Here is a 24,119-nt window from a genome sequence, read left to right on the forward strand (position 1 = left end):
CCTCTCAACTACCGCCAAACACTAACACTGCGAAGTACAGTTGCAGTTCGCACTCATGTCCTACCAGGAGCGCTCGTATGGCACACGAAGGCAAGGAAACGGCCTACCGCCGCAGCAGCACCAGCACGCCGACGGGTACCGACCCGCGAGAGACGTTCACCACCGAACTGCTGCGCATCATGACCGAGCACGAGGCGGACAGCATCGCCCGGCGCGTCGGGCGCGTCCGGCCCGAGCTGGTCGCCGAGTTCGGCGAGGGAATCGCCGCCTCGGTGGTGGGCCACCCCGAGTTCACGGAGTACGCGGTACAGATGGGCGAACTCGACCGCCGCGAGGCCGACGACGCCGCGTACGCCGCCTTGGACCACCTGCGTCATCACCCTGACGCCACCCCCGCGGACGCCTTCACGGCGCTGACTGCGCCCGGGGTGGACTGATGGCGCTGAAGACCCTCCCTCGCCACGCCCCCGCTGTCATACGCGCGGGGATCTACTGCCGTCTCAGCTACGCGCCCGACGGCAGCGAAGAGAAGGTGGACCGTCAGGAAGCGGACTGCCGCGAGCTGGCGGTCCGGCTGCGCTGGTCCGTGTCCGACCTTCACATCTTCCGGGACAACTCCCGGTCGGCGTGGCAGCGGACCAGAAGGCGGCCCGGCTGGGAACGGATGCTGGAGGCGATCGAGGCCGGGGAGATCGACGCGATCATCGTGTATCACGGTGATCGCCTGATCCGGCAGCCCTACGACCTGGAGCGGCTGATTGCGATCGCCGACCAGAAGGGCATCCGCGTGGCCTCCATCTCGGGGACCCGCGATCTCGACTCCGCTGACGACAGGTTCATCCTCCGGATCGAGGCGGCTCAAGCCTGCAAAGAGTCCGACAACACCAGCCGCCGGGTTCGGCGGGGCATCCTGGCCCGTGCGAAGAAGGGGCGCGCGCGCCCCGGTGGTGTGCGTGCGTTCGGATGGGGGCTGCCGAGCGGAGAGTTCCGCCGGGTCACCGACCCCGACACGGGCGAGGAACGCGACGTCGAAGTCCTCGACATGGACAAGCTGGTGCCGAAGGAGACCCGACTGCTTCGCGAGGTCGCTGAGCGGATCCTCGCGGGCATGAGCAAGAGGGCCGCCCTGCGGTGGATGAACAAGAGGTGCACCACCACCAGGGGCAACGCGTGGACTCAGCGAACGCTCACCGCGGCTCTCACCGCCTGGCGCATGGCCGGCCTGGTGGCGCACCAGGGGTCGCTGTACGAGGCGGTGTGGGACGAGGTCTATCCGCTGGAGATGCTGGAGGACCTGCGGGCGCTGTTCGCTCAGAACCTGGATGAGTACGGCTATCACGGCCGGGCCCGTGTTCATCTCCTCACCGGTATCGGGGAGTGCTCGGACTGCCACGCCCCCGACGGCGACAACCGGCGAGGCAGCAGCTGCACCAGCAAGGGGGGCGCACGGACTTGCAAGGCGACTCACCAGACGTTCTCTTACAAGCCGACCGGGCGGTACAGGATCTACTACTGCGAGCAGTGCCAGCGTGGACGCAGGGAGGAGAACCTGGATGCCTACGTGGAGGGGGCGGTGCTGCGCCTGCTCAACAGTGAGCCCTTCCTGGCTGAGCTGGAGGCGTCCGCGGAGACCTCGGGAACTCCGGGGCTCGGGGCGGAGATCGCTGCCCTGGAGCGGCGCCGCGCCGAGACGGTAGAGCAGTTGAAGAACCTGGCCGACCACCCGAATGTCGACCCCACGTTGGCCGCCGAGATGCTGGCCTCGTTCGACCTGAAGTTGGCGGGCCTCCGGGGGAGTCTCCGTATGACGAGCAAGGTGGCGATGCTGCGGCGCGTCGCTGGCTTCACCCGGGAGCAGTGGGCCGCGGAGTGTGTGGACGTCCGGGCGGAGGTCACGCGTTCCCTGTACCGGATCGTGATGCATCCGACGGCGCAGCGGGGGCCGGGGTTCGACCCGACGGCGATCGAGTTGATCCGCCGGCCCCTGGAGCCTGTTCCGGTTTCTCAGGCGTCCGCTCTCACTGTGGCGCGCACCGCGTGACGGATGGTGCGGTCGGCTGGCCTCCGGTCCTCTCGGCACCGGAGGCCGGGGTGAGGAGCGCGGTCGCGGTCACCACCGTTGTGGCGACTGCGCAGCCGAGGCCCATGAACAGGTATGGGCGGCGGCCGCGGGGGCGCTTTGCTGGTAACAGCAGTGGTTCGTGTAGGGGCTCCCCCCGGGCCTGTGCGCTTAATGCGCGCATGATCTGGTCGCTGTCGCGGTCGACGCGTAGTTGTGTGAGCTGCCAGCGGAGTTCCCTCTGCTGCCGGAAGAGCAGGATCACGGTGATGCCGAGTGCGCCGATCGCGCCCGCGAGAATGATGTGAACCATTCCCATCCCCTAAAGCGAGCGTTCTCGGTTCGGTCGTGCTTCTGGACAAGGTCTCTGTTCAGACCGTGCCTAAGAGTGAAGCATGAGTTACGAGTGGTGACCGATGTTGATCGATAAGCGGGATGTGACCAGATCGTAATCATTCAATCGTGCTCGACCGGCTCTCCTCGGCGGCGGCCTGACGCTCCATCTTCTCTGCGAGGACCCGCAGGAGAAGGGCCTGCTCACGCTTCGAACGCGGCCGGTCGGCCAGCGCGCCCAGGATGATCTGCTGCTGCCACGGCTCCAGGTCCGCCAACTTCTGCTCCGCGGGGACCTCCGCCGGGCGGGGCTCGGCGGAGAGGAGGAGGCGCAGTTCGTGGGCCGCGTCGTCGCGGCCGGCGGCCGACAACTGCTCGGGGCTGATGCCGAGGGGGTGTGCCATCTGGGCGATGGTGGCAGGGGGTCCCTCCACCTCCATGTGGTTTCCTGCGCTGACGGTCTGATAGCCGTTGACGATCTGCCGCCATCGCCCCTCGCTGATGTGTGCGAGGTCGGCGGCCTTCCGTCCGGACAGGCGGAGCCGCTTCGCTGCTCGCTTGATCAGCTCACCCTCGGGCCTGGGTGGTGGGGGGCTACTCATGGATACACCTTCGCACAGCTTCGCACTATGGGAGGAGTGGTCCGCACATCTCCCACACATGCGGAGTTGCAATGGGCCATGATCGCGAAGTTGTGCGAAGTGTTGAACTTGAATCTTGCCATTCGCTACCCTTCGCATTAATGTTTGAGCATGGCAAGCCTCCCAAGACGACCCCCGAAACAGCCGCTTGACCACGAGCCCGAGGCCGTCACCTACGCACGCAAGAAGGCCGGCCTCACGAAGACCGAACTGGCCGATGCCCTCGGTGTCTCAGTGAGCTTGGTGAGTGAGATCGAGGGCGGCACCCGCAACTGCACTCCGGCGATCCAGCGCCGGATGGCAGCCGTCCTGAACTGCCCGATAGTCGTTCTTGAACGCAAGCGCGCAGCCCCCGAACCGGACGCGGCGTGATGGCCGGGATCTGCCGTACGCCCGACGAGGCGTTCCAGGCGGGATGGGATGCGCTCTGCGAGCACCACACCAGCCCGGTCGACTGCCCGCACTGCCGCCTCACCGACGCGGAGATCGGCCGCCTGGTCGCGCTCCTGCGCCCGTCGGCGGCCCCGCTCCTCCGCGTAGATGCGGACGCCGCGTGACGGTGGCCTGGCAGTGCCCGAACTGTCACCACCGCAACCCGGTGTGGCGGATGGTCTGCCGCCGCTGCCGCAGTGAGCGGCCCCTCGGGGCCTGACCAGAAGAGAAAGGCCGCCGGATGCGACCCGGCGGCCCGGCCCACCACACCCATCAGAGAAAGAAGGTGGACCCGATGCGCTCCAGCATCGCACACACTGGGCCTCCGCCCGGCGAGATACCCACCGGACCCGACGACACCCCGACGGCCAAGACGCCGCCGCTTCCCCGCCGCACACACCGCCTGACCGTCAAGGCGCGGCACGAGGACCAGTCGCTGTGCGAGCACCGCGTCACCTCGTCCGGCAAGCCGACCGAGGCCGGATGCACGGGCCGACACGACTACGTGGCGACCTGCTCGTGCGGCGGCTGGACGCAGACCGGCTCGCCCCGCACCGCGCTCCAGTACAGCCACGCCACCCACCGGAACAAGGAGGCGGCACGTGCATGAGCCGCTGACTCCCGCGTACCTGCGCGAGATCCAGACCCGCATCACTGAGACCCGTCCTGGCCCCTGGCCGGTCACCGGGGGCGACGGCGCCGTTGGCTTCGGTCCCTTCTCCTGGGTGGAGGCGTGGGACGACACCGAGCTGGGCCCCGCGATCGAGTTCTGCCGCCATGCGCGTACCGACGTGCGCGCACTCCTCGGCGAGGTAGCGCGGCTGACGGATCGTCTGGGGCAGATGGAGCGCGACGCGGCCCGCCGCCCCGTCGTCGTCGGCGGGAGGGGTTCCCGATGAGATACGCCGTCATCAGCCCTGAGGGAACTCTCTCCATCCACCACGACACCGAGCCCGTCGACGTCGAAACCCTGGTGGGGCCCGAGGGCCGGGCGCGCGTCCGTCTCCTGCCGTCGTTCGGCACGGCGGGGTGGGTCAACGACTGCGGCCTGGCGCTCCCGGAGCGATACCCGCGCAACGTCGTGGGCAGCTGCGTGCTCTACGCGTTCGGCGCCGCCCTCCAGCCGTACGCGGGCCCGGTGGTCCTCACCGGGTGGAGCCCGAACGGTGCTGGCTCCGAGGTCTGCTCGCTCGACATGCCGGACGTGATGCTCGTCAGCATCCACGCCGACGTGCGGCGGGCCCTCGCGAACCAGCGGCTGAAGGACTTCACCCCGTCGTTCGGAACACAGATCCGGGAGTTCGCCGAGCACGTTCGGACGGCCCCCACCCTCGGCATCACGATCACCACCGTCAGCATCCCGAGAGGCGGCGCGTCATGACCGCCCCAACCTCCAGGGTGGGCTGGCCCGCCTCCGGGCACGTCCGTCAGGCCACTGACGCGGACCGCATCCTCGGCCAGATCGAACGCGGCGAAGTCCGCGCCGGGCCGGAGGCGGCCCGGGAGATCGCCGCCCGCCACCAGGAGGCATACGGCGCCGTCTGGGCCGACCCCGACGACGTGTTCGCGGACGCGCTTGCCGCCGTTACGGACGAGGACACCACCCCATGACCACTCGCCCGGAGTCAACGTCACCCGCCGGTGCTGGACGCGTGCCACCGGCAGGAGCCAAGGCAGGGGAGGGGCAGCCCACTGTTCCCGCCCCGGTGATCCTGCCTGCTCCGGGCGAGTTCCCCACCGCCCGCCTCGTTCTGCCCGCCGACGCCCCCGAGGAGCAGTGGCACGCCATACGCCGCTCCGGGATCGGCGGGTCGGACGTCGCGGCGATCCTCGGCATGAACCGCTACGACGGGCCGCTGCACGTCTGGGAGGAGAAGGAGGGCCGCGGCGACTACGTCGACAGCGAGGCCGCCGAGTGCGGCAGAGAGCTGGAGGAGACCATTGCGCGCCTCTTCGGCCGTCGTGCCGGCCTGCCTATCGCCCCGGCGCCGGGCACGCTCCAGCACATCGAACGGCCGTGGATGCTCGCCAACTTGGACCGGATCGCGGTCGAGGCGGACGGTACCCGCGCTCCGGTCGAGTGCAAGAACCGCTCGGAGCACCAGGCTCGGCAGTGGGACGACGAGGTGCCCGACGCACCGGCGCTCCAACTGCACTGGTACCTGGCGGTCACCGGGTGCACGCACGGCTACGTGGCCGCGCTCATCGGCGGGAACCGGCTGCGCTGGTTCCGGCTGGAGCGGGACCAGGAGCTGATCGACCACCTCGTCACGTACTGCGCGCAGTGGTGGCAGCAGCACATCGTGGACGGTGTCCCGCCCGCGCCCGACGGGTCGGCGGCCACGACCGAACTCCTCGCGCACCTCTGGGACGTAGGGCAGGACGCCACCACCGAGGTCGACCCCGTGGAGACGATGATCCTCAAGACGCGGCGGAACGAGCTGCGCGACCGCATCGCCGCCGACGAGGACGAACTCTCCGAGGTCGAGAACCGCATGCGCGCGACGCTCGGCGCCGCAGAGGTCGCGCTGATGGGGGGCCGTACGGCCTACACCTGGCGGCAGAACGGCAACTTCGCCCCGGTCCGCTTCCGTACCGAGCAGCCCGAGCTGGCCGCCGAATACACGCACCTGGTCCCGGCCATCGACACCGAGCGGCTGGCCGCCGACCACCCCGAGATCTACCGCACCTACCGGGCCCGCGTGCTGCGCGTGCCCTCCGAAGGATGACCATGACCGACGACCTGAAGTCGCGGGTACGCGAGGCGACCGCGACCGCCGAGGAGCCGTCCCAGCAGCCGGAGCCCGCCGAGGATCTGGCGACGCAGGACCCGACGTTGAAGTGGCTGGAGCGGCGCCGTACGTACATCGCGCACGCCCTGCCGAAGCACGTCGATGAGGGGCACTTCATCGAGGCCGCGCTCACCTCCATGGGCAAGCTGAGGACCTGTCACACGGACACGATCTACACGGCGCTCATGGCGTGCGCTCGCTTCGGGCTCGCCCCGGACGGTGTGCGCGCGGCGATCGTCCCGTTCGGGAAGACGGCCACGTTCGTGCCCATGTACCAGGGCCTGATCGACGTGATGCACCGCTCCGGAAAGGTCCAGTCCGTCCGTGTCGACTTCATCCGCGAGCAGGACGTGTGGGACTACACGCCCACCGCGCCGAGCCCCGGAGACTTCTTCCACAAGCCGCGTGTGGAGCTGCCGAAGGACCAGCGCGGTGACGTCATCCTGGCGTACGCGTACGCGTGGATGAGCGGCGGCGGCCGGTCGCAGGTGATCCTCCTCAACCGCCAGGACGCCATCGAGATCCGGGACCTGCACTCCAAGGCGTACTCCTACGCGGAGAGCACGGGGAAGCGGGACTCGGCCTGGCACACCAACTTCGATCAGCAGTGGGGGAAGTCGTGCATCCGGCGCCTGGCCAAGCTGGTGCCCACCAGCCCGGAACTGGTCGACCTTCTGTCCGCTGACGTCGACGCCGACGAGGGGCGCCCGACCGTCATCCGCACGGTGCCGGTCGACGTCCGGAACGGGGCCCCCGACGAAGCGCCTGGCCGTGACGACGAGGACGGCGAGCCGCAGTGAGCGATGACGCACGCTTCGAGCAGATCGTGAAGTCCGCGAGTGAATCGCTCGCCGACCTGATCATCCGGGAAGAGGACTGGACGCCAGAGCTGGCGCTGTCGGTACTCCGGGAGAACCGTCGCCGGTACGCCCACGAGCCACGCATGCAGGCCACGACCAACCTCGGCGGCAGGCTCGCCCGGGAACTGGCAGCGGAGACCGGGGTTGCTCCGGCGGACATCGTTACGGTGCTCCTGCGGACGGGCTCCAAGCTGGCCGGCCTCGCAGTGGCAGGGGTCGACGCGCAGGCGCTCACCGACGTCATGCACCTGGCCGCCGACGATCTGGACCAGCAGGCGCGGGCCGCCAGTTCGAACGGCGCCCGGTGACGGCGCTGCGAGTCGTCGGACTCGACCTGTCCATCACCGCCACCGGCATTGCCTACCGGGACGGCTCCACGGGCACCATCAGCGGCCCCTCGGAGCACGGAGACCGGCGCCTGCTCACCATCGAGCAGGCTGTCACCATCGCCCTCGGTGGGCCGGACATCGGCCTCGGGCCGCTGCCCGACCTGGTGGTGCTGGAGGACCTGCCGACCCACGCCAGGGCGGCAGGGATCACCGGCATGGTGCACGGCGTCGTGCGCGCGCTGCTGCTGCGCCGAGGCGTCCCGTACGTGACGCTCACCCCGGCGACGCTCAAGGCGTACGCGACCGGCAAGGGCACCGCGGACAAGACCGCGATGGCCCTGGCCGCGTACAAGCGCAGCGGCGGCAGCGAGTTCACCGACGACAACCAGTGCGATGCGGCGTGGCTGCGCTGGGCCGGTCTCGACTGGCTCGGCGCCCCGGAGGTCACCGTGCCCGCCGCGCAGCGCGACCGGCTCAACAAGGCCAACTGGCCCACCGTGAAAGGCAACTCGTGACGCAGATCAAGTTCGACGCCAAGGTCAGCGCAACCGCGTCCGAGGCGCTGGAGCCGCACGTACGGCCGATCTACGACGTGCCGGGCGCCCGCCGCATGGCGATCATCGAGATGGCGCACATCGAGCGGACGCAGCCCGCCCCCGGCTCCGAGAAGGAGCCAACGGTGAAGGTACGGATCGTCGGCCTGGAGCTGCCCACCGCCGAGCAGGAGGGATACGTACGCGAGGCACAGCGCTTCCTCCACCTCCAGCGCACCGCGCGCGGCACGCTCGATGACGACGGGCAACTGGAGCTGGACGACCACACGCTACGGCTCACCGGCGGCCACCTCGCATACATGGAGACGGCCCGGCTCCGCGCCGCGCTGACGCACTGGGCCGCGTACGCCCGCCGCGTCATGCACACCCCGACCCTCATCGACTCCGAACTGCGGCACGAGATGAAGGCGATCGCCGACGGCCTGACCGGCGCCCTCGACGGGACCCGCGACCAGGACGACGACTCCTGAACTCTGCGCACCGCCGCACCGCACCGCCCAGCAACCCCTCGCACCCCGGAAAGGAGGTGACCACCGTGGAGACCACACGACCGCAACGTGTCCGGGTGCCCTGGCGCGTGGTCACCTCCAGCCACTACGGCGACGCCGCGCTGGCTGTGTACGTGAAGGTCGCCGGGCTCGGGCTGCGGCGCGAGGGCTGCGAGGCGGGAGTCCGGTACCTGTCCGGGCTGCTCGGCATATCCCGCTCCAGCGTGGAGCGGTCCCTCACCCAGCTCATGCGGCCGGCGCCGGACGACGACGTCGTGGAGATGGTCAGCTACCGGCGCACACTGCCGGGCGGGCGCGGCACTACCGCCGTACGCCGCGTGCGGGCCACCGCCCGGCGGGAGGCGTTCGTGTGGGTGCCCACCACGGCGCCGGAGTCCCTGAACCCCCGGCAGTTGCGCGCCTACACGGCGATCTCGTACGCCGTCGCGACCGGCCACCCGCTGTCCCTGGCCGAGCTGGGCGACATCCTGCGGCACCGGTCGGGGAAGCGCTGCGGGCAGCCGCTCAGTGACACCGCCGTGCGCCGCATCCTCACCGGCCTCGAAGACCTCGGCTGGATCACCGTGGACCGGCGGGCGGGCTACCAGGGCCGCCACGCCTACACCGTTCACGAGTGCCCGGCGCAGCTCCCCCTCGCCGCTGCCGATCTTGCTGACGGATCGGGTGCCGATCTTGCTGACGGATCCCTCGCGACAGAGGAAGTACCTACGACTGACTCACCTGATGATGACGCGGCGGCCGGTGGTTTCATCCGCCGTAGGCGAGATCAGGTAGTAGAGCGCGGCCCGGTCGAAGACCACGTTCCCGCCGTGTTCCGCCGCCCGTACACGGGACCTGAGCTGACGCTCGCTCCGCGGATCTGGGAAGTGCTCTCACCGGTCCAGGTGCTGACGGCCGGGCTGACTCAGTGGCAGGCCCGCGAGGTCGGCCGCGAGGTCGGCCGCCAGCTCGACCAGGGCTGTGAGCCCGAGCGGCTGCGAGCGCGCCTCACGGCCCGGTACGCCAGCACCGAGCCGGTCCGCAGCCCGTACGGCTGGCTCACGAAGGTCGCCCTGGTGCGCGGCGGCTGCGGGCTGGACGCCTGCGAGTCCGGGATCATCTGGCGCACCGGCCACCGATGCGACGTGTGCGCAGACCTCCGCGCCGCCCGGCACCGCCCGCCGCCCCCGGCCGAACCGGCCGCACCGCCCGGCCCAGCGCCCGCCCAGTGGCACGAGTGCGACGACTGCGGCGCCCCCGCCCGCGAACCCCTCCCCGGCGGCCTGTGCCGCACCTGCCGCCCCCGGACACCCGCCCGGAGCCCCGCATGAACCACCAGCCCAAGCCAGACCAGCCGTCCCCCTACCCGCGCCCGGCCTCGTCCGAGCTGATCGCCCTCGCAGCGGTCGCCCGGCCCGACTGGGACACCTTCGCCGTACGGGAAGTCCTCGCCCACGCCCACTTCACGGGCATGAGCTGGGGCCAGGTCCTCGCCGCGGCCGGCCGCCTCATGGCGGACCCGGACGCCGAGCCCGCAGACCTGCTTCCCGCCGCCCCCGAGCCGTGGCGCCAGCGCCGCCCGGCCCCGGGACCCGAGACCGCACACCGAGGGGCCGCCGCCGTACGCGCCGCCCTTCACCACACCGACACCGATCCCACCGACTGAGGGAGATGATGGCGATGACCGCACAGACGCACATCGCCGCACGTCGCACCACCCCGCACCAGCCCGCCGTCTCCGCAATGACCGCCTGGCGCTCGTACTTCGAGCAGGTGCGCACGTCGCTGCCCGTGGCCGACCCGGCCCGGCACGACCTGGAACACCCCACGACCGAGGCCGCGTTCGCCCAGCTCGCCGCCGGGCACCCCGACACGGTCACCCCCGCCGACGGTGGCATACGGGCGCGCGCCATCGATGGCGCGCAGATGCTCGCGGCCCTGCGCGACACCGAGTTCCGTAAGGCCCACGGCGCCGAGCGCGGCTGGTCGCCGCAGACCCGCACCGAATACGTCGTGCTCCTCACCGGGGCCCACGACACCACCATCCGCCCGGACGGTGCGTCATGACCACTCACCCGCTCCGCACGGATCAGACAGACGAGGCGACCCGGCTCCGCCTGTGGGCCCGCATGGGCAACGCGGCGATGGCCGACCTGACCGAGGTACGGATCACCCCGTACCGGCACGGTGACGGGCGCTTCTGGTGCGTGATGGCCCTCGGTTGCGAACGCCGGGAGGTTCCCCTCCCGAAGGGCGCCCCGGCCACCATGAGCGCGGCCCTGCGCGCCGCGTTCCCGCTGGCCCGTTGGGACGTCCCGCAGGACTACGACGTCACCACCGGGGTTCTCACCGAGCACACCGCCCCCATACCCGCCTGCCTCCTGGACGGTGCCGCGTGAGCCCCTGGAGAACCCGCGTCCGCGCCGATCACTACGACGTCGCCACCCGCGCCCGAGCCGAGCCGGGCACCTGGGTACTGGCCGGCCGGTACAGCAGCGGCAACAGCGCCCAGTCGATGGCCAGCCAGGTCAAGGCCGCTGCACGCCTGCCCGCCTACCAGCCCCCCGGCAGCTTCGATGCCCGCACCGAGCCGGACGGCGACCTGACCAGCGTTCTCGTGCGCTACGTCCCGCGCCGGAGCACCCCGCAGACCACCTCCACCGGGAGTACCGAGTGACCAACTACACGCTGTTGACCGCCGAGCAGCGGGCGACCGTTGCTGCGCAACTCGGTGACGCGAAGCCTGCGACGGACAGCCTGATCCTGTCGTTCGGCACGTCGGTGGCGAACCGGCGGAAGCACGATCACCCGCAGTGGGAAGACCTCTACTGCATGAACCTCTCGTCCTACATGGGTGAGCGGGTCGCCCCTGTCCTGCGGAGGCTGCTGGACGCGGAAGACGAGAGCATCCGGCTGCGGGCGCGGGTCACCGAGCTGGAGATCGTGCGCCTCGACTTCGTCCAGGCCCACCGGAACGAGGCGTTGGCGGAGATCGCCGACCTCTTCGAGTCATACGGCCAGGCCATGCTGGACAGCGGGATCATGACCGGAGCCGAAGCCGCAGAGAAGATCCGCGAGCGGATCGGGATGACGGAGAAGGACACCCCGTCCGCGCGGGGCGAGTCCACTCCGGCGCACCCCGAGGACGGGTTGAGCAGGCGCGCGACCCGGCTGCTCTTCGCGATCCGCGAGGCCGGGTCGGTGCGGTGGACGACGGGCAGGGTGGACGCCCTGTACGCCGAGTACGGCTATCCGACACGCAACCGGCGTACGGGCGCGCGCAAGGACCTCATCGAACTCGCACGCCGTGGGCTGCTCACGGCCCACGGACCGGATGACGACCGCTACTTCCTGCTGACCCGGCCGTCCGCCGCCGCTACCAGGGAGGCGTGACGTGTTCGATCCCTCCGACTACTGCGAAGCCTGCGGCGAGCCCCGCCCCTGCGGCTGCCCGGCCGACACCGGCACCCAGGACCTGATGCGCTGCCTGAAGTGCGGCGGACAGTGGTGGCGCCCGTGGGGCAAGAGCACCACGTGCTGTACGCACCGCGGCTGCGCGAGCATCCTGAGCGTGGTCCTGCGCCGCGCCGAGTACCCGCCGCGCACCGTCGCCGAACGCCAGCAGGACGACGGCCCCGAGCAGTGCGCCGCCGAGCTGATCGACGGGACATGGACGTACTGCGGCTGCCCCGACTGCGGTCAGCGCCAGTACGACGACGTCGAATCCGAGTTCGAGGCGGGCCACCTCACCGAGGCCGAGGCCCTGGACCAGCACGCCATGAACGGAGCGGCGTGATGGCAACCGGACCCCAGCACTACCGCGAAGCCGAGCGCCTGGCGGCCTTGGCACACCACTTCACCTACGGCGACGTAGGCGACCCGGTCACCGGGGCCGCGCTCGCCACAGAGGCACAGGCCCACGCGACGCTCGCGCTCGCCGCCGCGACCGCACAGTCCGCGTCCGTCGACGGCGACCCCGACTCCGGCATGCCGCCCGCCGACATCAGCGCGTGGCACGCGGCCGTCGGCACCACTCCCCAGACCAGCAAGGACGGTTCATCGTGAGCACGATCACCGCGCCGTGGCGCCGTGGCACCGGCACGCACCGCGCCGACGACCGCATCGCCGACCTCACCACGCAGCTCGAACAGATGCAGCGCCGCCAGGAGGCGGCGGACGACTTCTTCGCCTTGTTGATGGACGACCGGACCCAGTTCCACGCCCTGTGGCAGAGCGCCGAGTACAAGGCTGCCTGCGCCGAGGACGTCGTCTCCCTCCACGAGGCGACGATCTCCGACCTCACCATCCGCGCCGAGACCGCGGAGCGGCGGGCCCGCCAGCAGGAGAACGAGTTGCGGGAGCTGCGTGCCCTCCGCTCCCTGGCCCGGACGTCGACCGCGCCGGCGGCCGACACCACGGCGCGCGGCACTGAGCACGACACCGAGCCCATCGACGTTGCCGCTCTCCGCGCCGACCACCACGGGGGCCGCGTCATCCCGCTGCACCGCTCCCCGTACGCCCAGCCCACCCCATGATCCGGCGCGGGCGGCCGGTGCCACGACCCGGCCGCCCGCGCCCCACCACGAAGGACACCAACACCCGTGAGCATCAAGAGACTTACCGCCGCCGTCGTACGGGACACCGGAGTCACACACCGCGTTGCCCGCGCGGCCGTCGGCGCCGTCTTCGACACCATCGCCCGCAGCCTCGCCGACGGCGAGACAATCACCGTCAGTAACTTCGGCACCTTCGTGCCGGCCACGCTCCCGGAGCGGCGGTCACACAACCCCGTGACCGGCGCCCCGATGACGGCGCCCGAAACAGTGGTCCCCCGCTTCCGTGCCCGGGGTCGGCTGCGGGAAATGGTGCGGGACCAGGACCCCACCGCGAGCGTGCGCAAGCTGCCCGCTGGCCGCTACGCCCGTCGGTGACCACGTCGGACGACGCCGCCCGGGTGTAGCAGTTCGGGCTCTTCGACTGCGCCGACGCCCCGGACCCCCTTTACGACGACGTGCCGGGGGACCTCGACCTCATGGTCGCCCGCGGCCGACTCCGCACGGTGCAGACCGTGCCCATCTCCATCGACAACTACCAGCCCCAGAAAGCAGATCCGACATGAGCACCACCCTGCTGACCGTCGCCGCCGTCGCGGGGGCCAGCGCGGGCCTCGCCGGCGTCCTCCTGATGTGCGTCATCGCGGGCATCGGCTGGGCACTCAGGGCCCTCTGTCTCGGAGCCCGCGCCGGGCTCCGAGCCCTCACCTCCGGAAAGAGCATCTGATGATCGAGAACACCTCGGAGAGCATGAACCACCTCGCCCTCATCCTCGGCCTGGCCGCGTACTGGCTACTCGGCGCGGCCTACATCGCGTGGCGCTCCAGCCGTACCGGAGTCGACATGTCGCCTATGGGGCAGCTCCGCGCCGTCGACAAGCTTGCCGAGCGCGGCCCTGCCCTCGACCTGCCCGTCCCGGTCATCGTCGCTGTCGTCGCCGTGACCTACGTCGTGATGCTCACTCTCTGGCCGCTGTTCGCCGTGCGGCGCGCGGCCATCGGCCTCGGCATCGCGAAGGGGTCGCGGACATGAAGAAGCAGCCCACCACCGAGCAACTGGAGCAGATCCGCGACCAGTTGCGCGAGGAGATCCGCGAGGCACGCGGCACCCTGAAGGACCTCCGGGCGGAGATCAGGACGGCCCGTCGCCTCCTGCCCGAGCTGGCGGCCGAGCGCATCAGCAGCGAGGTGGCGACGCAGTTGGCCCGGCTGGGCGACGCGACCACCACGGCGATGGAGGCCGCGGTGAACCGGGTCAACGCCAAGTTCGATGAGCTGTACGACATCATCACGGGCCAGGACCACGCGAGCCGACGCGCCGGGGAACCGTCCATCCCCGACCTGATCCGCGCCCGCGCGCAGGTCGACCGGGAGGAACTGTGATGGCCCGGCGCATCAAGGAAGCCGCGGTCCGGCAGCTCCTCATCGACGGCGGACACGAGTTCTCCGAGTTCGACGGAGGCGAGTGGGACCCGGGGTTCCGCACAGTGCAGGCCGGTCCGCGTCAGGTGAACGTCTTCTACGACGGGCCCGGCGAGGAGGAGCAGCTTCAGGCGCTCAGCGCCGAGCTGCGCGCCACCGGGCTCCACGTGCACGCCTCCCAGTTGGACGGCGGCGGACGCCGACGGCTGGAGGTGAGCCGACCATGACCGCATACCCGACTGCGGCCAACGCTGGGCACTGGTGGCTGACGTGCGGGAAGACACGGCGGTTGCACGCCATCGCCCGGGAGGTCATCGCTCCTGAGCAGATGTCGGATGCGCTGGACTCCGATACGCCGGCGCCCGCCCGCTCCCGTTGCGGCCTCCGGCGCCGCTGGGACATGCCGGGAGTCCTCAACAGGCTGGGCCGCCGCCGGTGCCGCGCGTGCTGCCTCGCTCTGGGGATCCCGCCCGGATACGGCACCCCCGCCAACGAGAGAGGGGGAGGCCATGGCGACGCTTGACGGCCTGGTGGCTGATCTCCTCACCCGGTACGACGGCGACGACCAGGCGCCGGGCGACGGCGGCCCCGGGCTGCTGCTGCGACTGGACTCCCTCGCGCTGCGTACCCGCCAGTCCTCCGGGGGCGGCGGGCGCGCGGCGCCGGGCTCACGGCCGCCGACGTCGCTGGAGGCCCTGAGCTGGTCGACGCGGATCAAGGCCGAGGCCGTACGGCTTGATGCCGAGCTGCGGGGGTCGGCGCACGAGCAGCCGTGGCACCGGGCGTTGCGTGCGATCCCGCCGGGGGCGGAGTCCGCGGGCCGGGTTCCGGAGGTGACCCGTACGGTCGCCCGCTGGCACGGCACCGTGCTGACCGTCCTCGGAGAGCGCGGCCCGTCGGTGCACTTCCGGCTGGCCGTGTGTCTGGCGTGCGGGCAGCGGACCGTGTACGGCCGCGCCGACCTCGACCGGCCGCGCGCCTGGTGCGTGAACGACCAGTGCGCGGACGACGACGGGCAGCCCGCCCGCTACGAGGGCGCGCGGCTGTACCTGCTCACCGGGAGCCGCGCGTCGTGAACTACCGGTGCGTGCCCTCGGCATCGTTGGCGGGCGGGGTGGACCAGGGGCCGGCGGGCGGCCGTTCCGGGAGCCGTGCTCCGGGGCGGCGCATGTACCAGGCCATGAGCTGTCGGAGGACCAGGGCGCGGGCGCCGCGTCCGTCCTGGGGGTGCTGGGTGCTGGTGGCCTGGCCGAAGCCGGTCCATTCGGTCGTGAGTGCGCGGAACTGGCGGGGCGCGAGTTCGTCGGGGCCGGTTGTCCGGGTGCTGTCGTTCGTCATGCGCGCACGGTAGCGGTTGTAGCTACAACGAGCAACATCCATTGTGAGTGTTGTAGCTACAAAATCTTCGAGATGAGGGTTGAGTTGTAGCTACAACGCCGGTAGGGTTGTAGCTACAACGACGGCCGGAAGGGGTCGCAATGTCTACCGATGTCGATGTCAACGAACGGTTCAACCAGCAGCGTTCCGCATTGATGGCCTCCGCCGGTGCGCGCCGCCGCAGTGACGGCACGTACGCGGCCACCGTCGGCTACGACCGTGGGGAGGTGATTGGCCGCGATGGTCTCGACACCTCGCTGGGGCGTGCCGCGCTCTACACCAGCACCCCCGCGTGGCACGGCCTCGGCAACGTCATCCCCGGCGGCACTACCGACATCGACACCGTGCTGGACCTGGGCGGCATCGGTTTCCAGGTGGAGAAGCGGGCCGCGCGGTATGAGTGGGACGGCGGTTGGCGGGTCATGGACGACCGGTGGATCACCGTCCGGGACGACACCGGCGCCGCCCTGGGCACCGTCGGCCGCCGGTACCAGGTCCTCCAGCAGCGGGAGATCTTCGCCTTCCTGGAGGACCTGGTGGCCGGGCACGATGTGATCTGGGAGTCGGCCGGGGCGCTCCGTGGCGGGCGCCGCGTGTTCGTCACCATGCAGATCCCCTCGTCGGTGATCATCGACCGTGGCGGTCTGGACGACGAGGTGAAGCTCTTCGTCGTCGTGGTCAACTCGCATGACGGATCGAGTCAGGCCGAGGCCGTTGTCACCCCGTGGCGCGTCGTCTGCGGCAACACCGAGCGGTTCGCGCTGGCGGACGCCCGCTCCCGCTGGTCGATCCGGCACACCTCCGGCGCGCTGGACAACCTGAAGGAGGCGCGGCGCACCCTCGGACTCACCGTCCGGTACGCCGCCGCGTTCGAGGCCGAGGAAACCGCGCTCGCCCGGACCAACCTGGCGATCGATGAGTTCCACCAGCTCGTTGCCGGACTGTGGCCGCTGGACGAGGACGCCACCGACCGGGCCCGCACCATCGCCGCCAACCGCCATGACCGGCTCGACGCGATGTTCCGGGCTGAGACCGAGCGCGCCGGGCGCACCGCCTACGCGGCGGAGCGCGCCGTCACCGACTACCTCGACCACGTCGCCCCGCGCCGACCCGGCAAGACGATGACCGAGGAGATCGCCCGCGCGACCGCCCTCATTGAGGGCACCGACGACGACATCAAGACCACGGCGCACAGGAAGTTGATGCTGCTGCGCCGCTGACCCCGATACCAGCGGCCGGAGGGCGCCCCCCTCGCCCCCGGCCGCTTCCCGGGCCGCACCCCGCACCCCCTCTCGGCGGGGTGCGGCCCAACCCGCCTGCGTAGCTCAGCGGTTAGAGCACGGGTCCTATAAGCCCAGGGTCGCGAGTTCGAATCTCGCCGCAGGTACCCACTCCGTCACCACCACTATCAGTCACCGGAGTCCCGCATGGTCGAAGCGAACACCAAGACCCCTACGACCCCCGCCGAACTGGCCGCTGCCATCCTCGACGCCATCGAGAAGGCGCCCGACGCCTTCGACATGACGTCCTGGGTCTCCATCGCGAGCGCGAGCGGTGCCACTCTCTCGCCGACCGCCGAGCCGCGTTGCGGCACCACCATGTGCGTCGCCGGATGGGCCGCCCACCTCCTCGGCTGGACCCTCGTGGAGGGGATGGCCACCCCCGTCAGGCTCAACAACGGCAGCGAACTCCTGGTTTGCGTGTACGCCGTCAAGGACGGCAACGCCCGACTGGTCGAGGAAGTCGCCCACGACGCCCTCGGACCGGGCGTGTCCTTCTACGCGTCCAGCGACGAAGCGCTGGCCCAGCTCCGCGAGATCGCCGGTCGCTGACCCATCGACCGCCCGACGGCCGGAACGCGACCCGCGCCCCCAGCGCACCGACTCGCTTCCGGCCGCCGGGCCCCACACCCGAGGAGACCACCTTGCAGACCGACATGATCGCCGTACCGAAACTCAACTGGACCCGCACCGAGGACGGCTGGTACACCGCCACGGACGCCGACGGCGCGTCCTGGAGCATCGACCGCCACCCCACCGTGCCCAGCCGCCAGAACGACAGCGGCTCGCCCGACTGGCGCGAGAAGTGGTGGCTCCACCCCGGCGCCGACGACGGCAACCCCGAAATCCACGAGACGTGCCCCATCGTCACCAGCGCACCGTGGACCGCCCTTCACCGGCACCCCGAGGTCCTGCGTTACGCCGACGTCCTGGCGGCGGGGTGGCGTGACGAGTGCTGGCGGATCGCGAACGGTACCCCGCTGTCCGAGAAGGTCATGGGCCGCGGCGTGGAGCGGGCGCCGCTGTCCGCGCTGCTGGGTGCGCCGGTCCTGGTCCACCCGCAGCTCCTCCTGGATGAAGTCCTCCGGGCGACCCGGCACGAGGGGCGCGCGTACGCCGCCGAACAGGCCCTGCGGGAGGCTGGCCTGCCGGTCCCCGGCGCCGACGGGCGGGGGGACGACCGTGACTGAGCGCTGGACGCCGGGCACCCTCGCCCGGATCGATGACGGCTACGACCAGGACCGCGCCTCCAACGGCATCTCCCGCTACGGCGCCTACCTCGACCAGCACATCGGGGAGTTCCACGAGTACGGCGAGCCGAACACCCCGTTGCCCGCCGCCGAGTTCGCCGCCGCCGCGTGGCGCGTCGCGACATCCCCGGTCATGTCGCCCGGCTACGTCACGTGGCGCCCCGACATCGCCGGTGTCGACTGCGCGTTCACCAAGGACGGCCAGCTCATGCTGGCACTCACCCTGCCCGTGCCGCACAGTGCCCTGTCCGCCCGCGTGCCGTACGGGTGGCGGGACTGGGAACGCGACCACTACGCGCCCACCGAGGGCCCCTATCACCGGCTGACCGAGCCAGAGGGGCCGGCCGTCCTGGTGACCGCCGAGGTCCGCATCGTCGTCAACGAGCTGGCCGTTCCGTCGCACGTGCGCGGGCCCGGCCTCCTCGATGACGCCCGTACGGCCGTCGGCTTCCTCGTCCACCGGCTCAACGACGCGGCGGGCACGGCGAACGGGCTGCCCGCCGGGCACGCACTGGCGCGGGGGTGACCCGTGGGGAACCCGAAGCGGGCCCGCGCGCAGGCCGCTGCCGCCGCGTCGTCCGCCGCGAAGTACCGGCGCCAGGCGTACCGCGCGGACCGTGACCGGACTCCGCCGAGCGCCACCCTCGGCACGCGCGAGACGTGCTGGTGCGGAGAGGCGCACGGCCACGACTGGCCCGGCCGCGCCGACGGCGCACCGCACCCGCGCGACGGCGCCCCCGGCGCGCGCCAGTGACCAGCCCACCGTGCGCCACGGCGCACCCCGACCCGCAGACCCGCCGCGCCACCGGCGCACAGCTACGGAGACACGACATGGCCGAGACCGCCACGGCGCGCGACACCCGGCGCGCTACCGTGCGTCAGCTCGCCGACCAGGGGATGAGCGCCCGCGCCATCGCCGCGCACCTCGGCATCGGCAAAGACACCGTGCGCCGCGACCTGGCCGCGCTCGGCCCGGACGCGCCGCCGCCGGACGCCCGGCTCACCACGGCGCTCGCCGGTCTCCTGCTCCTCGGCCGAGTGCGCCACGGCACGCCCACCGGTGAGCGCCACGGCGCGCCGCAGGACGAGACGCCGTCGGACGCGCGGCTCACCGTGGCGCTCACGCCCGAGCTGCGCGAGCACCTGGCCGTGCTGGCCGAGGCCGACCACTCGCCCGAGGACGCCGTCCGGTACGCGGTCGAGATGCTGGCCGACACGTACCGCCACGCGTGGGACTACGACCAGTGCCCCCGGGGCGTCCGCCCGGTCATCCGTATCGGACCCGACCCCCGGGCCGCTCGCCCGCCCCGTCCCGCACCGGGCGGCACACGGTGACCGGGGAACTGGAGCGCGCGCTCCGGAGGGACAACCTCCTCAACCCGGCGGAGGCCGCCGTGTGGGCGGAGACGGCCGACGCGCTCGCCCGTACGCGCCGCCGCCGGGCACCGGCCAGGGGAGCGGCGCTGACCCTGCTGCGCGCGAGCGTGGAGGCCCACAGGCCCCGCCTCGTGGCGGCGGGGTGGACCGCCGACGTGGCGGTCGGTGCCGGCCGGGCGCGGCTGGAGGGCGGCCGGCCCGGCGGCGCCGCGGTGATGCTGACCGCAACGCCGCGGCGCGACGGTGTGATCCTGCGCCGGTACGTCCTCCACGCCGATGGGGCCGACTGGTTCGTGGTCGGCGCCCGGGGATTCGAGTACTTCGTGGATCACCGGTACCTGCCCGGCGGCGCGGCGCGGCAGACCTACGTGCCCGCGTGCCGGTGCGGGCTGGTGCAGTTCGCGGAGGAGCAGCGGGCGGCGGCCCGGCTGCTGGAGATCAAGATCAGGCGTGCGCGTCAGCGGACCGGCAGTCCGCGCCGCCCGTACCGGTGCCCGGACGATGATCGTGTGTGGCACCTGAGCAAGCCCAGGAAGAACCGATGAGAGGATCTTTGATCATGAGCGAGCGAGTGAATGTCCGTGTCCTGCTGCTGATCGGCGACCAGGCGGAGATCGTGGCCGACGTCCCGCTGGATGAGCGGGGCGAGCCCGTCCGGTACCCGGCGGCCGACGTCGCCTCGGCCGCCGGGGTCGAGGTCGAGCAGCTGCCCGGCGCGCGGTTGAGCGCCGTGGTCGGGAGTGACGACCGACTGTCCGAGTGGAAGATGGCCTGAGAGGTACGCGCGGCCCCGGCCCTGACGGGTCGGGGCTTTTCCTCTCCGAGGGGTGTTGCAATTCAACCCAGCGATGGGGCATAATAGAGACCAGAGGGAAGGGGCCGCGAACCCCGGAACTCGGAACCATCTCAACTCAACAGTGGAAGGACAGTCACATGGCTGACCGTAACGACGAGGTCTTGAAGAGCCTGGCTCTCTCGATCGCCACGATCTACACGCTCCTCGTCGACGTCTGTGCGGCGCTCCCCGTCCCGATCGGCCTCCCGGTCGACCGGCACATCCCCGGAGAGCTGGCGATCCCCGCGATCCAGCGGGTGACGGAGGTCGCGCACGACCAGCCGATGGGGGAACACCAGACGCAGCAGCTCTACACCGGCTGCATTCATCTGCTGGCCGCCATCGACCTCTACGTACTTTGTGCGGCGGGGTACCGGGACACTCGGGCTGAGGGGGTCGCTGTGAACCTGCTCTACGCGGACGCGGCGCTCGCCCCCCTCAACCGGTGGCTGCTGATCAACGAGTCTGACTGATCCAACGACCGCCCCCCGGCATCCAGCCGGGGGGCGGTCCCATGTGAGGAGAGAGGGACCGGCGGGGGCCGGGCCGAAGCCCTCGGCGCGCGTGGCGCCGTCGCGAAACCCCGCGCCGGTCGAACCATCCCACCCGGAGGGGGACAGGCTGCCCATCGTAGCCCCGGGGGTGGGCGGAAGGTGGGCGGCCCCGAGATTGAGTGTTGCAATTCAACCCAAGGTCATGGCATACTGGAGTCACAGGGAAGGGGCCGCGAACCCCGACCCACCACCCACAAGGAAAGAGGAGAAGATGTCCGACTCGCCCGACGAGATGATGGAGCTGATCGAGGACCGCATCGGAGAGGCGTACGCAGGCTTCGTCATGGTCTGCGCCAGCCTCCCCGTGCCGATCGAGCTGCCGACCGGCCTGGTGATGGGTGACTCCATCGTGGCCGCGATCCAGCGGGTCTCCGAGATCGCGACCGACCAGCCGATGCCTGAGGATCAGCGCGCGGGACTGTACGGCGCCGCCGTGCTGATGCTCGGGGCCATGGACCTGTACGGGGTGCTCCAGAACAACCTGTACAGGGAGAGCCGCGCCGCCGCCGCCCTGGCGGTCCTGGCGATGGTGCGCGGCAGTCTCGTGGACCTGGCCGAGTGGCTCGGGTCTGACGGCCGGTAGTCATCCGGCGGCGCCCCCGGCACCCAGCCGGGGGCGCCGCCTCACGCGGGGGCCTTTGCAGCTTGTGTTGCAATTCAACCCAAGGTCATGGCATACTGGAGACACAGGGAAGGGGCCGCGAACCCCGACCCACCACCCAACCGAAAGGAAGAGGAAATGGCAGACAAGGCCGACATGATGATGGAGGACGCGGGGCGCCAGATCGCCCGCGTCTACACCGGGCTGGCCAAGGCGTGCGCCGTCCTCCCGCTCCCGATCACCCTGCCCACCGGAGTGGTCGCCAGCGGGGAGATCATCCCCGCCGTCCGCCGGATCGTGCAGATCATCGGGGAGATCCCCCTCCCGGATGATCAGCGGGCCGAACTGTTCGCCGCAGCGGTCTACTGGCTTGCGGCGGTCGACCTGTACCACCTCTGCCTCCACGAGGTCGAGGAGTCCCGCGCGGCGGGCGTGATGGGCGTCCTGATGATGGCCGATGAGGCTGTCCATGGGCTCGCGGAATGGCTGCTGGGCAACCGGGACTGATCCGGCGCAATGACCGCCCCCGGCCACCGGTCGGGGGCGGTTCGCGTTCAGGGCCCGCACATTTTGCGTGTTGCAATTCAACCCAAGGTCATGGCATACTGGAGACACAGGGAAGGGGCCGCGAACCCCGACCCGCCACCCCCGATGGAAGGAAAAGAAATGGCAGACAACCAGGACCGCATGCTCGCCGAGCTGATGGATCAGCTCACGGCCTACGCCAAGCGCATCGCCATCGCGCTCTCCGCGCTCCCCGTCCCGATGTCGCTCCCGCAGGGACGGCAGGGACTCTTCGCGGACTTCCTGCCCGCAGTCATCCGCGCATACGGCATCGTGGACCAGCAGCCCCTCCCGGAGTACCAGCAGGCCACGGCGCGCACCGCGCTCCTCTTCTGGATCAACGCCGCCGAGATGATCGGGGCGTACAGGGAATTCGGCGCACCGCACCACGCAGACGCCGCGATCCTCTCCATGATGACCGGCGAGCCCCTGCTCGCCGAGCTGATCGACTTCCTCGTTGACCCCGAAGGATGGGAGCCCGTGGAGGACTGACCATCGCTCCGCCCCCGGCCACCGGCCGGGGGCGGTCTGCGGTCGGGGCCGTACATCTCGGGTGTTGCAATTCAACCCATGCTCGTGCCATACTGGAGTCACACGGAAGGGGCCGCGAACCCCGACCACCACCTACCGAAAGGCGGACGCCATGTCCGACGACCAGGACCGCGTGATCAGCGACCTGATGGGCCGGCTCGGCATCTACGCGCAGGGCATAGCCATGGCGCTGATGGCCCTCCCGGTGCCGATGTCCCTGCCGAAGGGGGACCAGGGCAAGGGACTGCTCCGTGACTTCCTCCCCGCCGTCGTCCGCGCGTACGAGATCGCGGACGAGCAGCCGATCCCCGTAGAGCAGCGGGCCATTGCGTGCACGGCGCTGCTCCACTGGATCACCGCCGCCGAACTGACCGTCGCGTACGCGGTCAGCGGCGACCAGTACCGCGCGGACGCCGCGCTGCTGGCCATGATGACCGGCGAGCCGATGCTCGCCGACCTGATCGAGTGGCTGGTTGACCCCGAAGGATGGGAGCCCCCGCAGGACTGATCACCGCTCCGCCCCCGGCCACCGGCCGGGGGCGGACCCCGTACCCGGACAGCAAAAGACCGGCAGGCCCGAGCCGAAGCCCAGACACCCCGCACACGGGGCGCTCGCGAAAACCTGCCGGTCACCACCCCCAGAAAGGGGACACGACCATGGTAGACACCCCGCCGCCCCCCGGCGAAACCCTCCGGGAGATCGCGGCCCGCTACGGCCGTAGCTACGAGACGCTGCGCACCCTCGCGAAACGCCCCGGCTGGCCCACCCCGAACGGCCGGAAGGGAGGCGCGTACACCTACGACCCGGCCGACGTCGACCCCATCGCCACCGCCGCCTACCGGCGCCCCGCCGCCCTGGCCCCCCGCCGCCTCTACACCGCCCGAGAGATCGCAACCGCCACCGGCATCAGCGCGGGCACCATCCGCGCCGACCGCACCAAGACTCGCGCCGACGGAACGCCGCGCTGGCCCGCCCCCGACGACACCACCGGCCCCGCCCACCGCTGGTACGGACGCACCGTCACCGCCGAGCTGGAGCGCCGCCACGCCTACCGGCGCACCACCCAGTAACCGAAGGGACCCCATGCCCCGAACGCCACGGCCGCCACGCTCCACCCTCCCCGGCATCGCCGAGATCCGCATCACCGCCGACCCCGACACCACCGCCCGGGTCGTGGCCGCACTCGCCGCCGAGTTCCGCACCACCGACCCCAGGCCCTACCCCAGTGGCTGCACCTACCTTCAGCTCGACACCGGGGCCACCGAACCCGACCCAGACTGACCGGCC

General features: G+C 71.1%; 46 protein-coding genes and 1 tRNA gene. 44 read left to right on the forward strand and 3 right to left on the reverse strand.

Features of this window, described 5'->3' with window-relative positions; genetic code table 11:
* The first annotated feature begins 77 nt into the window (after positions 1–77).
* Complete coding sequence (locus AB0P17_RS36345) at positions 78–437, forward strand: hypothetical protein (protein ID WP_365818029.1); 360 nt, start codon at positions 78–80, stop codon at positions 435–437.
* Complete coding sequence (locus AB0P17_RS36350; RefSeq protein WP_365818031.1) at positions 437–2,041, forward strand: recombinase family protein; 1,605 nt, start codon at positions 437–439, stop codon at positions 2,039–2,041. Before AB0P17_RS36345 ends, AB0P17_RS36350 begins: the two co-directional genes overlap by 1 nt.
* Here the strand turns inward: AB0P17_RS36350 and AB0P17_RS36355 are convergent.
* Positions 2,019–2,372: a hypothetical protein gene (locus AB0P17_RS36355; protein ID WP_365818033.1), complete on the reverse strand. Its 354-nt coding sequence runs from the start codon at positions 2,370–2,372 to the stop codon at positions 2,019–2,021. The genes AB0P17_RS36350 and AB0P17_RS36355 overlap by 23 nt on opposite strands.
* 139 nt (positions 2,373–2,511) lie before the next feature.
* A complete protein-coding gene (locus tag AB0P17_RS36360; RefSeq protein WP_365818035.1) occupies positions 2,512–2,994 on the reverse strand; it encodes a hypothetical protein in 483 nt (160 codons plus the stop codon).
* Between the two features lie 150 nt (positions 2,995–3,144).
* Between AB0P17_RS36360 and AB0P17_RS36365 the strand changes: the two genes are divergently transcribed.
* The 26 genes from AB0P17_RS36365 to AB0P17_RS36490 all read left to right on the forward strand — a co-directional run bounded on the left by AB0P17_RS36365 (position 3,145) and on the right by AB0P17_RS36490 (position 15,538).
* Positions 3,145–3,405: a helix-turn-helix transcriptional regulator gene (locus AB0P17_RS36365; protein ID WP_365818037.1), complete on the forward strand. Its 261-nt coding sequence runs from the start codon at positions 3,145–3,147 to the stop codon at positions 3,403–3,405.
* Entirely contained in the window at positions 3,405–3,590 is a 186-nt protein-coding gene (locus tag AB0P17_RS36370) for a hypothetical protein (protein ID WP_365818039.1), read from the forward strand. The genes AB0P17_RS36365 and AB0P17_RS36370 overlap by 1 nt, the downstream gene beginning before the upstream one ends.
* A 170-nt stretch (positions 3,591–3,760) precedes the next feature.
* Entirely contained in the window at positions 3,761–4,075 is a 315-nt protein-coding gene (locus tag AB0P17_RS36375) for a hypothetical protein (protein ID WP_365818041.1), read from the forward strand.
* Positions 4,068–4,364: a hypothetical protein gene (locus tag AB0P17_RS36380; RefSeq protein WP_365818043.1), complete on the forward strand. Its 297-nt coding sequence runs from the start codon at positions 4,068–4,070 to the stop codon at positions 4,362–4,364. Before AB0P17_RS36375 ends, AB0P17_RS36380 begins: the two co-directional genes overlap by 8 nt.
* Positions 4,361–4,846, forward strand: a complete 486-nt coding sequence (locus AB0P17_RS36385; protein ID WP_365818045.1) for a hypothetical protein — start codon at positions 4,361–4,363, stop codon at positions 4,844–4,846. The genes AB0P17_RS36380 and AB0P17_RS36385 overlap by 4 nt, the downstream gene beginning before the upstream one ends.
* Complete coding sequence (locus AB0P17_RS36390; RefSeq protein ID WP_365818047.1) at positions 4,843–5,076, forward strand: hypothetical protein; 234 nt, start codon at positions 4,843–4,845, stop codon at positions 5,074–5,076. The genes AB0P17_RS36385 and AB0P17_RS36390 overlap by 4 nt, the downstream gene beginning before the upstream one ends.
* 95 nt (positions 5,077–5,171) lie before the next feature.
* On the forward strand, positions 5,172–6,194 hold the full coding sequence (locus tag AB0P17_RS36395; protein ID WP_365818049.1) for a lambda-exonuclease family protein: 1,023 nt from the start codon (positions 5,172–5,174) through the stop codon (positions 6,192–6,194).
* Between the two features lie 2 nt (positions 6,195–6,196).
* The gene (locus AB0P17_RS36400; RefSeq protein ID WP_365818051.1) at positions 6,197–7,057 is read left to right on the forward strand and encodes a recombinase RecT; all 861 of its coding nucleotides are present in this window, start codon (positions 6,197–6,199) and stop codon (positions 7,055–7,057) included.
* Positions 7,054–7,425, forward strand: coding sequence for a hypothetical protein (locus tag AB0P17_RS36405; protein ID WP_365818053.1), 372 nt, complete (start codon positions 7,054–7,056; stop codon positions 7,423–7,425). Before AB0P17_RS36400 ends, AB0P17_RS36405 begins: the two co-directional genes overlap by 4 nt.
* Complete coding sequence (locus tag AB0P17_RS36410; protein WP_365818055.1) at positions 7,422–7,961, forward strand: Holliday junction endonuclease; 540 nt, start codon at positions 7,422–7,424, stop codon at positions 7,959–7,961. Before AB0P17_RS36405 ends, AB0P17_RS36410 begins: the two co-directional genes overlap by 4 nt.
* Complete coding sequence (locus tag AB0P17_RS36415; protein WP_365818057.1) at positions 7,958–8,470, forward strand: hypothetical protein; 513 nt, start codon at positions 7,958–7,960, stop codon at positions 8,468–8,470. Before AB0P17_RS36410 ends, AB0P17_RS36415 begins: the two co-directional genes overlap by 4 nt.
* Positions 8,471–8,535: 65 nt before the next feature.
* Positions 8,536–9,819, forward strand: a complete 1,284-nt coding sequence (locus tag AB0P17_RS36420) for a hypothetical protein (RefSeq protein ID WP_365818059.1) — start codon at positions 8,536–8,538, stop codon at positions 9,817–9,819.
* Positions 9,816–10,154, forward strand: a complete 339-nt coding sequence (locus AB0P17_RS36425; RefSeq protein WP_365818061.1) for a hypothetical protein — start codon at positions 9,816–9,818, stop codon at positions 10,152–10,154. Before AB0P17_RS36420 ends, AB0P17_RS36425 begins: the two co-directional genes overlap by 4 nt.
* Positions 10,155–10,168: 14 nt before the next feature.
* A complete protein-coding gene (locus tag AB0P17_RS36430) occupies positions 10,169–10,555 on the forward strand; it encodes a hypothetical protein (RefSeq protein WP_365818063.1) in 387 nt (128 codons plus the stop codon).
* Positions 10,552–10,887: a hypothetical protein gene (locus tag AB0P17_RS36435; protein ID WP_365818065.1), complete on the forward strand. Its 336-nt coding sequence runs from the start codon at positions 10,552–10,554 to the stop codon at positions 10,885–10,887. The genes AB0P17_RS36430 and AB0P17_RS36435 overlap by 4 nt, the downstream gene beginning before the upstream one ends.
* Positions 10,884–11,165 (forward strand): hypothetical protein, encoded by a 282-nt coding sequence (locus AB0P17_RS36440; protein WP_365818067.1) that lies wholly within the window; start codon positions 10,884–10,886, stop codon positions 11,163–11,165. The genes AB0P17_RS36435 and AB0P17_RS36440 overlap by 4 nt, the downstream gene beginning before the upstream one ends.
* Positions 11,162–11,881, forward strand: a complete 720-nt coding sequence (locus AB0P17_RS36445; protein WP_365818069.1) for a hypothetical protein — start codon at positions 11,162–11,164, stop codon at positions 11,879–11,881. The genes AB0P17_RS36440 and AB0P17_RS36445 overlap by 4 nt, the downstream gene beginning before the upstream one ends.
* A gap of 1 nt (position 11,882) precedes the next feature.
* Positions 11,883–12,284, forward strand: a complete 402-nt coding sequence (locus AB0P17_RS36450) for a hypothetical protein (RefSeq protein WP_365818071.1) — start codon at positions 11,883–11,885, stop codon at positions 12,282–12,284.
* Positions 12,284–12,553: a hypothetical protein gene (locus AB0P17_RS36455; RefSeq protein ID WP_365818073.1), complete on the forward strand. Its 270-nt coding sequence runs from the start codon at positions 12,284–12,286 to the stop codon at positions 12,551–12,553. Before AB0P17_RS36450 ends, AB0P17_RS36455 begins: the two co-directional genes overlap by 1 nt.
* Complete coding sequence (locus tag AB0P17_RS36460) at positions 12,550–13,023, forward strand: hypothetical protein (protein WP_365818075.1); 474 nt, start codon at positions 12,550–12,552, stop codon at positions 13,021–13,023. Before AB0P17_RS36455 ends, AB0P17_RS36460 begins: the two co-directional genes overlap by 4 nt.
* Before the next feature lie 66 nt (positions 13,024–13,089).
* Complete coding sequence (locus AB0P17_RS36465) at positions 13,090–13,419, forward strand: HU family DNA-binding protein (protein WP_365818077.1); 330 nt, start codon at positions 13,090–13,092, stop codon at positions 13,417–13,419.
* 184 nt (positions 13,420–13,603) lie between these two features.
* Complete coding sequence (locus AB0P17_RS36470) at positions 13,604–13,768, forward strand: hypothetical protein (protein ID WP_365818079.1); 165 nt, start codon at positions 13,604–13,606, stop codon at positions 13,766–13,768.
* Positions 13,768–14,073: a hypothetical protein gene (locus tag AB0P17_RS36475; protein WP_365818081.1), complete on the forward strand. Its 306-nt coding sequence runs from the start codon at positions 13,768–13,770 to the stop codon at positions 14,071–14,073. The genes AB0P17_RS36470 and AB0P17_RS36475 overlap by 1 nt, the downstream gene beginning before the upstream one ends.
* A complete protein-coding gene (locus AB0P17_RS36480; RefSeq protein ID WP_365818083.1) occupies positions 14,070–14,423 on the forward strand; it encodes a hypothetical protein in 354 nt (117 codons plus the stop codon). Before AB0P17_RS36475 ends, AB0P17_RS36480 begins: the two co-directional genes overlap by 4 nt.
* On the forward strand, positions 14,423–14,689 hold the full coding sequence (locus AB0P17_RS36485) for a hypothetical protein (protein ID WP_365818085.1): 267 nt from the start codon (positions 14,423–14,425) through the stop codon (positions 14,687–14,689). Before AB0P17_RS36480 ends, AB0P17_RS36485 begins: the two co-directional genes overlap by 1 nt.
* Positions 14,690–14,971: 282 nt before the next feature.
* On the forward strand, positions 14,972–15,538 hold the full coding sequence (locus AB0P17_RS36490; protein WP_365818087.1) for a hypothetical protein: 567 nt from the start codon (positions 14,972–14,974) through the stop codon (positions 15,536–15,538).
* Between the two features lies 1 nt (position 15,539).
* Here AB0P17_RS36490 and AB0P17_RS36495 read toward each other — a convergent pair whose 3' ends face one another.
* Positions 15,540–15,800 carry a hypothetical protein gene (locus AB0P17_RS36495; protein ID WP_365818089.1) on the reverse strand — a complete coding sequence of 87 codons (261 nt, stop codon included), beginning with the start codon at positions 15,798–15,800 and terminating at the stop codon, positions 15,540–15,542.
* 140 nt (positions 15,801–15,940) lie between these two features.
* Between AB0P17_RS36495 and AB0P17_RS36500 the strand changes: the two genes are divergently transcribed.
* The 16 genes from AB0P17_RS36500 to AB0P17_RS36575 all read left to right on the forward strand — a co-directional run bounded on the left by AB0P17_RS36500 (position 15,941) and on the right by AB0P17_RS36575 (position 24,113).
* Positions 15,941–17,059, forward strand: coding sequence for a DUF932 domain-containing protein (locus tag AB0P17_RS36500; protein WP_365818091.1), 1,119 nt, complete (start codon positions 15,941–15,943; stop codon positions 17,057–17,059).
* 94 nt (positions 17,060–17,153) lie between these two features.
* Positions 17,154–17,226 (forward strand) — tRNA-Ile (locus AB0P17_RS36505).
* Between the two features lie 40 nt (positions 17,227–17,266).
* Positions 17,267–17,671 (forward strand): hypothetical protein, encoded by a 405-nt coding sequence (locus tag AB0P17_RS36510; protein ID WP_365818093.1) that lies wholly within the window; start codon positions 17,267–17,269, stop codon positions 17,669–17,671.
* Between the two features lie 92 nt (positions 17,672–17,763).
* Positions 17,764–18,309, forward strand: a complete 546-nt coding sequence (locus AB0P17_RS36515) for a hypothetical protein (protein ID WP_365818095.1) — start codon at positions 17,764–17,766, stop codon at positions 18,307–18,309.
* Entirely contained in the window at positions 18,302–18,895 is a 594-nt protein-coding gene (locus AB0P17_RS36520) for a hypothetical protein (RefSeq protein WP_365818097.1), read from the forward strand. Before AB0P17_RS36515 ends, AB0P17_RS36520 begins: the two co-directional genes overlap by 8 nt.
* Positions 18,896–18,898: 3 nt before the next feature.
* Positions 18,899–19,123: a hypothetical protein gene (locus tag AB0P17_RS36525; protein ID WP_365818099.1), complete on the forward strand. Its 225-nt coding sequence runs from the start codon at positions 18,899–18,901 to the stop codon at positions 19,121–19,123.
* 77 nt (positions 19,124–19,200) lie between these two features.
* Positions 19,201–19,704 carry a helix-turn-helix domain-containing protein gene (locus tag AB0P17_RS36530; protein ID WP_365818101.1) on the forward strand — a complete coding sequence of 168 codons (504 nt, stop codon included), beginning with the start codon at positions 19,201–19,203 and terminating at the stop codon, positions 19,702–19,704.
* A complete protein-coding gene (locus AB0P17_RS36535; RefSeq protein ID WP_365818103.1) occupies positions 19,701–20,291 on the forward strand; it encodes a hypothetical protein in 591 nt (196 codons plus the stop codon). The genes AB0P17_RS36530 and AB0P17_RS36535 overlap by 4 nt, the downstream gene beginning before the upstream one ends.
* A 14-nt stretch (positions 20,292–20,305) precedes the next feature.
* Complete coding sequence (locus tag AB0P17_RS36540; RefSeq protein ID WP_365818105.1) at positions 20,306–20,521, forward strand: hypothetical protein; 216 nt, start codon at positions 20,306–20,308, stop codon at positions 20,519–20,521.
* Between the two features lie 158 nt (positions 20,522–20,679).
* Positions 20,680–21,054: a hypothetical protein gene (locus AB0P17_RS36545; RefSeq protein ID WP_365818107.1), complete on the forward strand. Its 375-nt coding sequence runs from the start codon at positions 20,680–20,682 to the stop codon at positions 21,052–21,054.
* Between the two features lie 292 nt (positions 21,055–21,346).
* Positions 21,347–21,718 carry a hypothetical protein gene (locus tag AB0P17_RS36550; RefSeq protein WP_365818109.1) on the forward strand — a complete coding sequence of 124 codons (372 nt, stop codon included), beginning with the start codon at positions 21,347–21,349 and terminating at the stop codon, positions 21,716–21,718.
* A gap of 156 nt (positions 21,719–21,874) precedes the next feature.
* Complete coding sequence (locus AB0P17_RS36555; RefSeq protein ID WP_365818111.1) at positions 21,875–22,243, forward strand: hypothetical protein; 369 nt, start codon at positions 21,875–21,877, stop codon at positions 22,241–22,243.
* 159 nt (positions 22,244–22,402) lie between these two features.
* The gene (locus AB0P17_RS36560; RefSeq protein WP_365818113.1) at positions 22,403–22,792 is read left to right on the forward strand and encodes a hypothetical protein; all 390 of its coding nucleotides are present in this window, start codon (positions 22,403–22,405) and stop codon (positions 22,790–22,792) included.
* A gap of 151 nt (positions 22,793–22,943) precedes the next feature.
* Positions 22,944–23,339, forward strand: coding sequence for a hypothetical protein (locus AB0P17_RS36565; RefSeq protein WP_365818115.1), 396 nt, complete (start codon positions 22,944–22,946; stop codon positions 23,337–23,339).
* 149 nt (positions 23,340–23,488) lie between these two features.
* A complete protein-coding gene (locus AB0P17_RS36570) occupies positions 23,489–23,902 on the forward strand; it encodes a hypothetical protein (protein WP_365818117.1) in 414 nt (137 codons plus the stop codon).
* A gap of 13 nt (positions 23,903–23,915) precedes the next feature.
* Positions 23,916–24,113 (forward strand): hypothetical protein, encoded by a 198-nt coding sequence (locus AB0P17_RS36575; protein WP_365818119.1) that lies wholly within the window; start codon positions 23,916–23,918, stop codon positions 24,111–24,113.
* Positions 24,114–24,119 lie beyond the last annotated feature (6 nt).

The organism is Streptomyces sp. NPDC088124 (genome assembly GCF_040685895.1).
Classification (GTDB): Bacteria; Actinomycetota; Actinomycetes; order Streptomycetales; family Streptomycetaceae; genus Streptomyces.

Coding starts and splice junctions, on each gene's coding strand:
- AB0P17_RS36555 (WP_365818111.1), top strand. CDS start 21,875: ATGGCAGACAAGGCCGACATGATGATGGAGGACGCGGGGCGCCAGATC.
- AB0P17_RS36565 (WP_365818115.1), top strand. CDS start 22,944: ATGTCCGACGACCAGGACCGCGTGATCAGCGACCTGATGGGCCGGCTC.
- AB0P17_RS36390 (WP_365818047.1), top strand. CDS start 4,843: ATGACCGCCCCAACCTCCAGGGTGGGCTGGCCCGCCTCCGGGCACGTC.
- AB0P17_RS36435 (WP_365818065.1), top strand. CDS start 10,552: ATGACCACTCACCCGCTCCGCACGGATCAGACAGACGAGGCGACCCGG.
- AB0P17_RS36375 (WP_365818041.1), top strand. CDS start 3,761: ATGCGCTCCAGCATCGCACACACTGGGCCTCCGCCCGGCGAGATACCC.
- AB0P17_RS36400 (WP_365818051.1), top strand. CDS start 6,197: ATGACCGACGACCTGAAGTCGCGGGTACGCGAGGCGACCGCGACCGCC.
- AB0P17_RS36355 (WP_365818033.1), bottom strand. CDS start 2,372: ATGGTTCACATCATTCTCGCGGGCGCGATCGGCGCACTCGGCATCACC.
- AB0P17_RS36370 (WP_365818039.1), top strand. CDS start 3,405: ATGGCCGGGATCTGCCGTACGCCCGACGAGGCGTTCCAGGCGGGATGG.
- AB0P17_RS36470 (WP_365818079.1), top strand. CDS start 13,604: ATGAGCACCACCCTGCTGACCGTCGCCGCCGTCGCGGGGGCCAGCGCG.
- AB0P17_RS36385 (WP_365818045.1), top strand. CDS start 4,361: ATGAGATACGCCGTCATCAGCCCTGAGGGAACTCTCTCCATCCACCAC.
- AB0P17_RS36530 (WP_365818101.1), top strand. CDS start 19,201: ATGGCCGAGACCGCCACGGCGCGCGACACCCGGCGCGCTACCGTGCGT.
- AB0P17_RS36475 (WP_365818081.1), top strand. CDS start 13,768: ATGATCGAGAACACCTCGGAGAGCATGAACCACCTCGCCCTCATCCTC.
- AB0P17_RS36490 (WP_365818087.1), top strand. CDS start 14,972: ATGGCGACGCTTGACGGCCTGGTGGCTGATCTCCTCACCCGGTACGAC.
- AB0P17_RS36560 (WP_365818113.1), top strand. CDS start 22,403: ATGGCAGACAACCAGGACCGCATGCTCGCCGAGCTGATGGATCAGCTC.
- AB0P17_RS36345 (WP_365818029.1), top strand. CDS start 78: ATGGCACACGAAGGCAAGGAAACGGCCTACCGCCGCAGCAGCACCAGC.
- AB0P17_RS36455 (WP_365818073.1), top strand. CDS start 12,284: ATGGCAACCGGACCCCAGCACTACCGCGAAGCCGAGCGCCTGGCGGCC.
- AB0P17_RS36550 (WP_365818109.1), top strand. CDS start 21,347: ATGTCCGACTCGCCCGACGAGATGATGGAGCTGATCGAGGACCGCATC.
- AB0P17_RS36485 (WP_365818085.1), top strand. CDS start 14,423: ATGGCCCGGCGCATCAAGGAAGCCGCGGTCCGGCAGCTCCTCATCGAC.
- AB0P17_RS36350 (WP_365818031.1), top strand. CDS start 437: ATGGCGCTGAAGACCCTCCCTCGCCACGCCCCCGCTGTCATACGCGCG.
- AB0P17_RS36480 (WP_365818083.1), top strand. CDS start 14,070: ATGAAGAAGCAGCCCACCACCGAGCAACTGGAGCAGATCCGCGACCAG.
- AB0P17_RS36360 (WP_365818035.1), bottom strand. CDS start 2,994: ATGAGTAGCCCCCCACCACCCAGGCCCGAGGGTGAGCTGATCAAGCGA.
- AB0P17_RS36425 (WP_365818061.1), top strand. CDS start 9,816: ATGAACCACCAGCCCAAGCCAGACCAGCCGTCCCCCTACCCGCGCCCG.
- AB0P17_RS36545 (WP_365818107.1), top strand. CDS start 20,680: ATGGCTGACCGTAACGACGAGGTCTTGAAGAGCCTGGCTCTCTCGATC.
- AB0P17_RS36500 (WP_365818091.1), top strand. CDS start 15,941: ATGTCTACCGATGTCGATGTCAACGAACGGTTCAACCAGCAGCGTTCC.
- AB0P17_RS36510 (WP_365818093.1), top strand. CDS start 17,267: ATGGTCGAAGCGAACACCAAGACCCCTACGACCCCCGCCGAACTGGCC.
- AB0P17_RS36495 (WP_365818089.1), bottom strand. CDS start 15,800: ATGACGAACGACAGCACCCGGACAACCGGCCCCGACGAACTCGCGCCC.
- AB0P17_RS36540 (WP_365818105.1), top strand. CDS start 20,306: ATGAGCGAGCGAGTGAATGTCCGTGTCCTGCTGCTGATCGGCGACCAG.
- AB0P17_RS36365 (WP_365818037.1), top strand. CDS start 3,145: ATGGCAAGCCTCCCAAGACGACCCCCGAAACAGCCGCTTGACCACGAG.
- AB0P17_RS36430 (WP_365818063.1), top strand. CDS start 10,169: ATGACCGCACAGACGCACATCGCCGCACGTCGCACCACCCCGCACCAG.
- AB0P17_RS36570 (WP_365818117.1), top strand. CDS start 23,489: ATGGTAGACACCCCGCCGCCCCCCGGCGAAACCCTCCGGGAGATCGCG.
- AB0P17_RS36575 (WP_365818119.1), top strand. CDS start 23,916: ATGCCCCGAACGCCACGGCCGCCACGCTCCACCCTCCCCGGCATCGCC.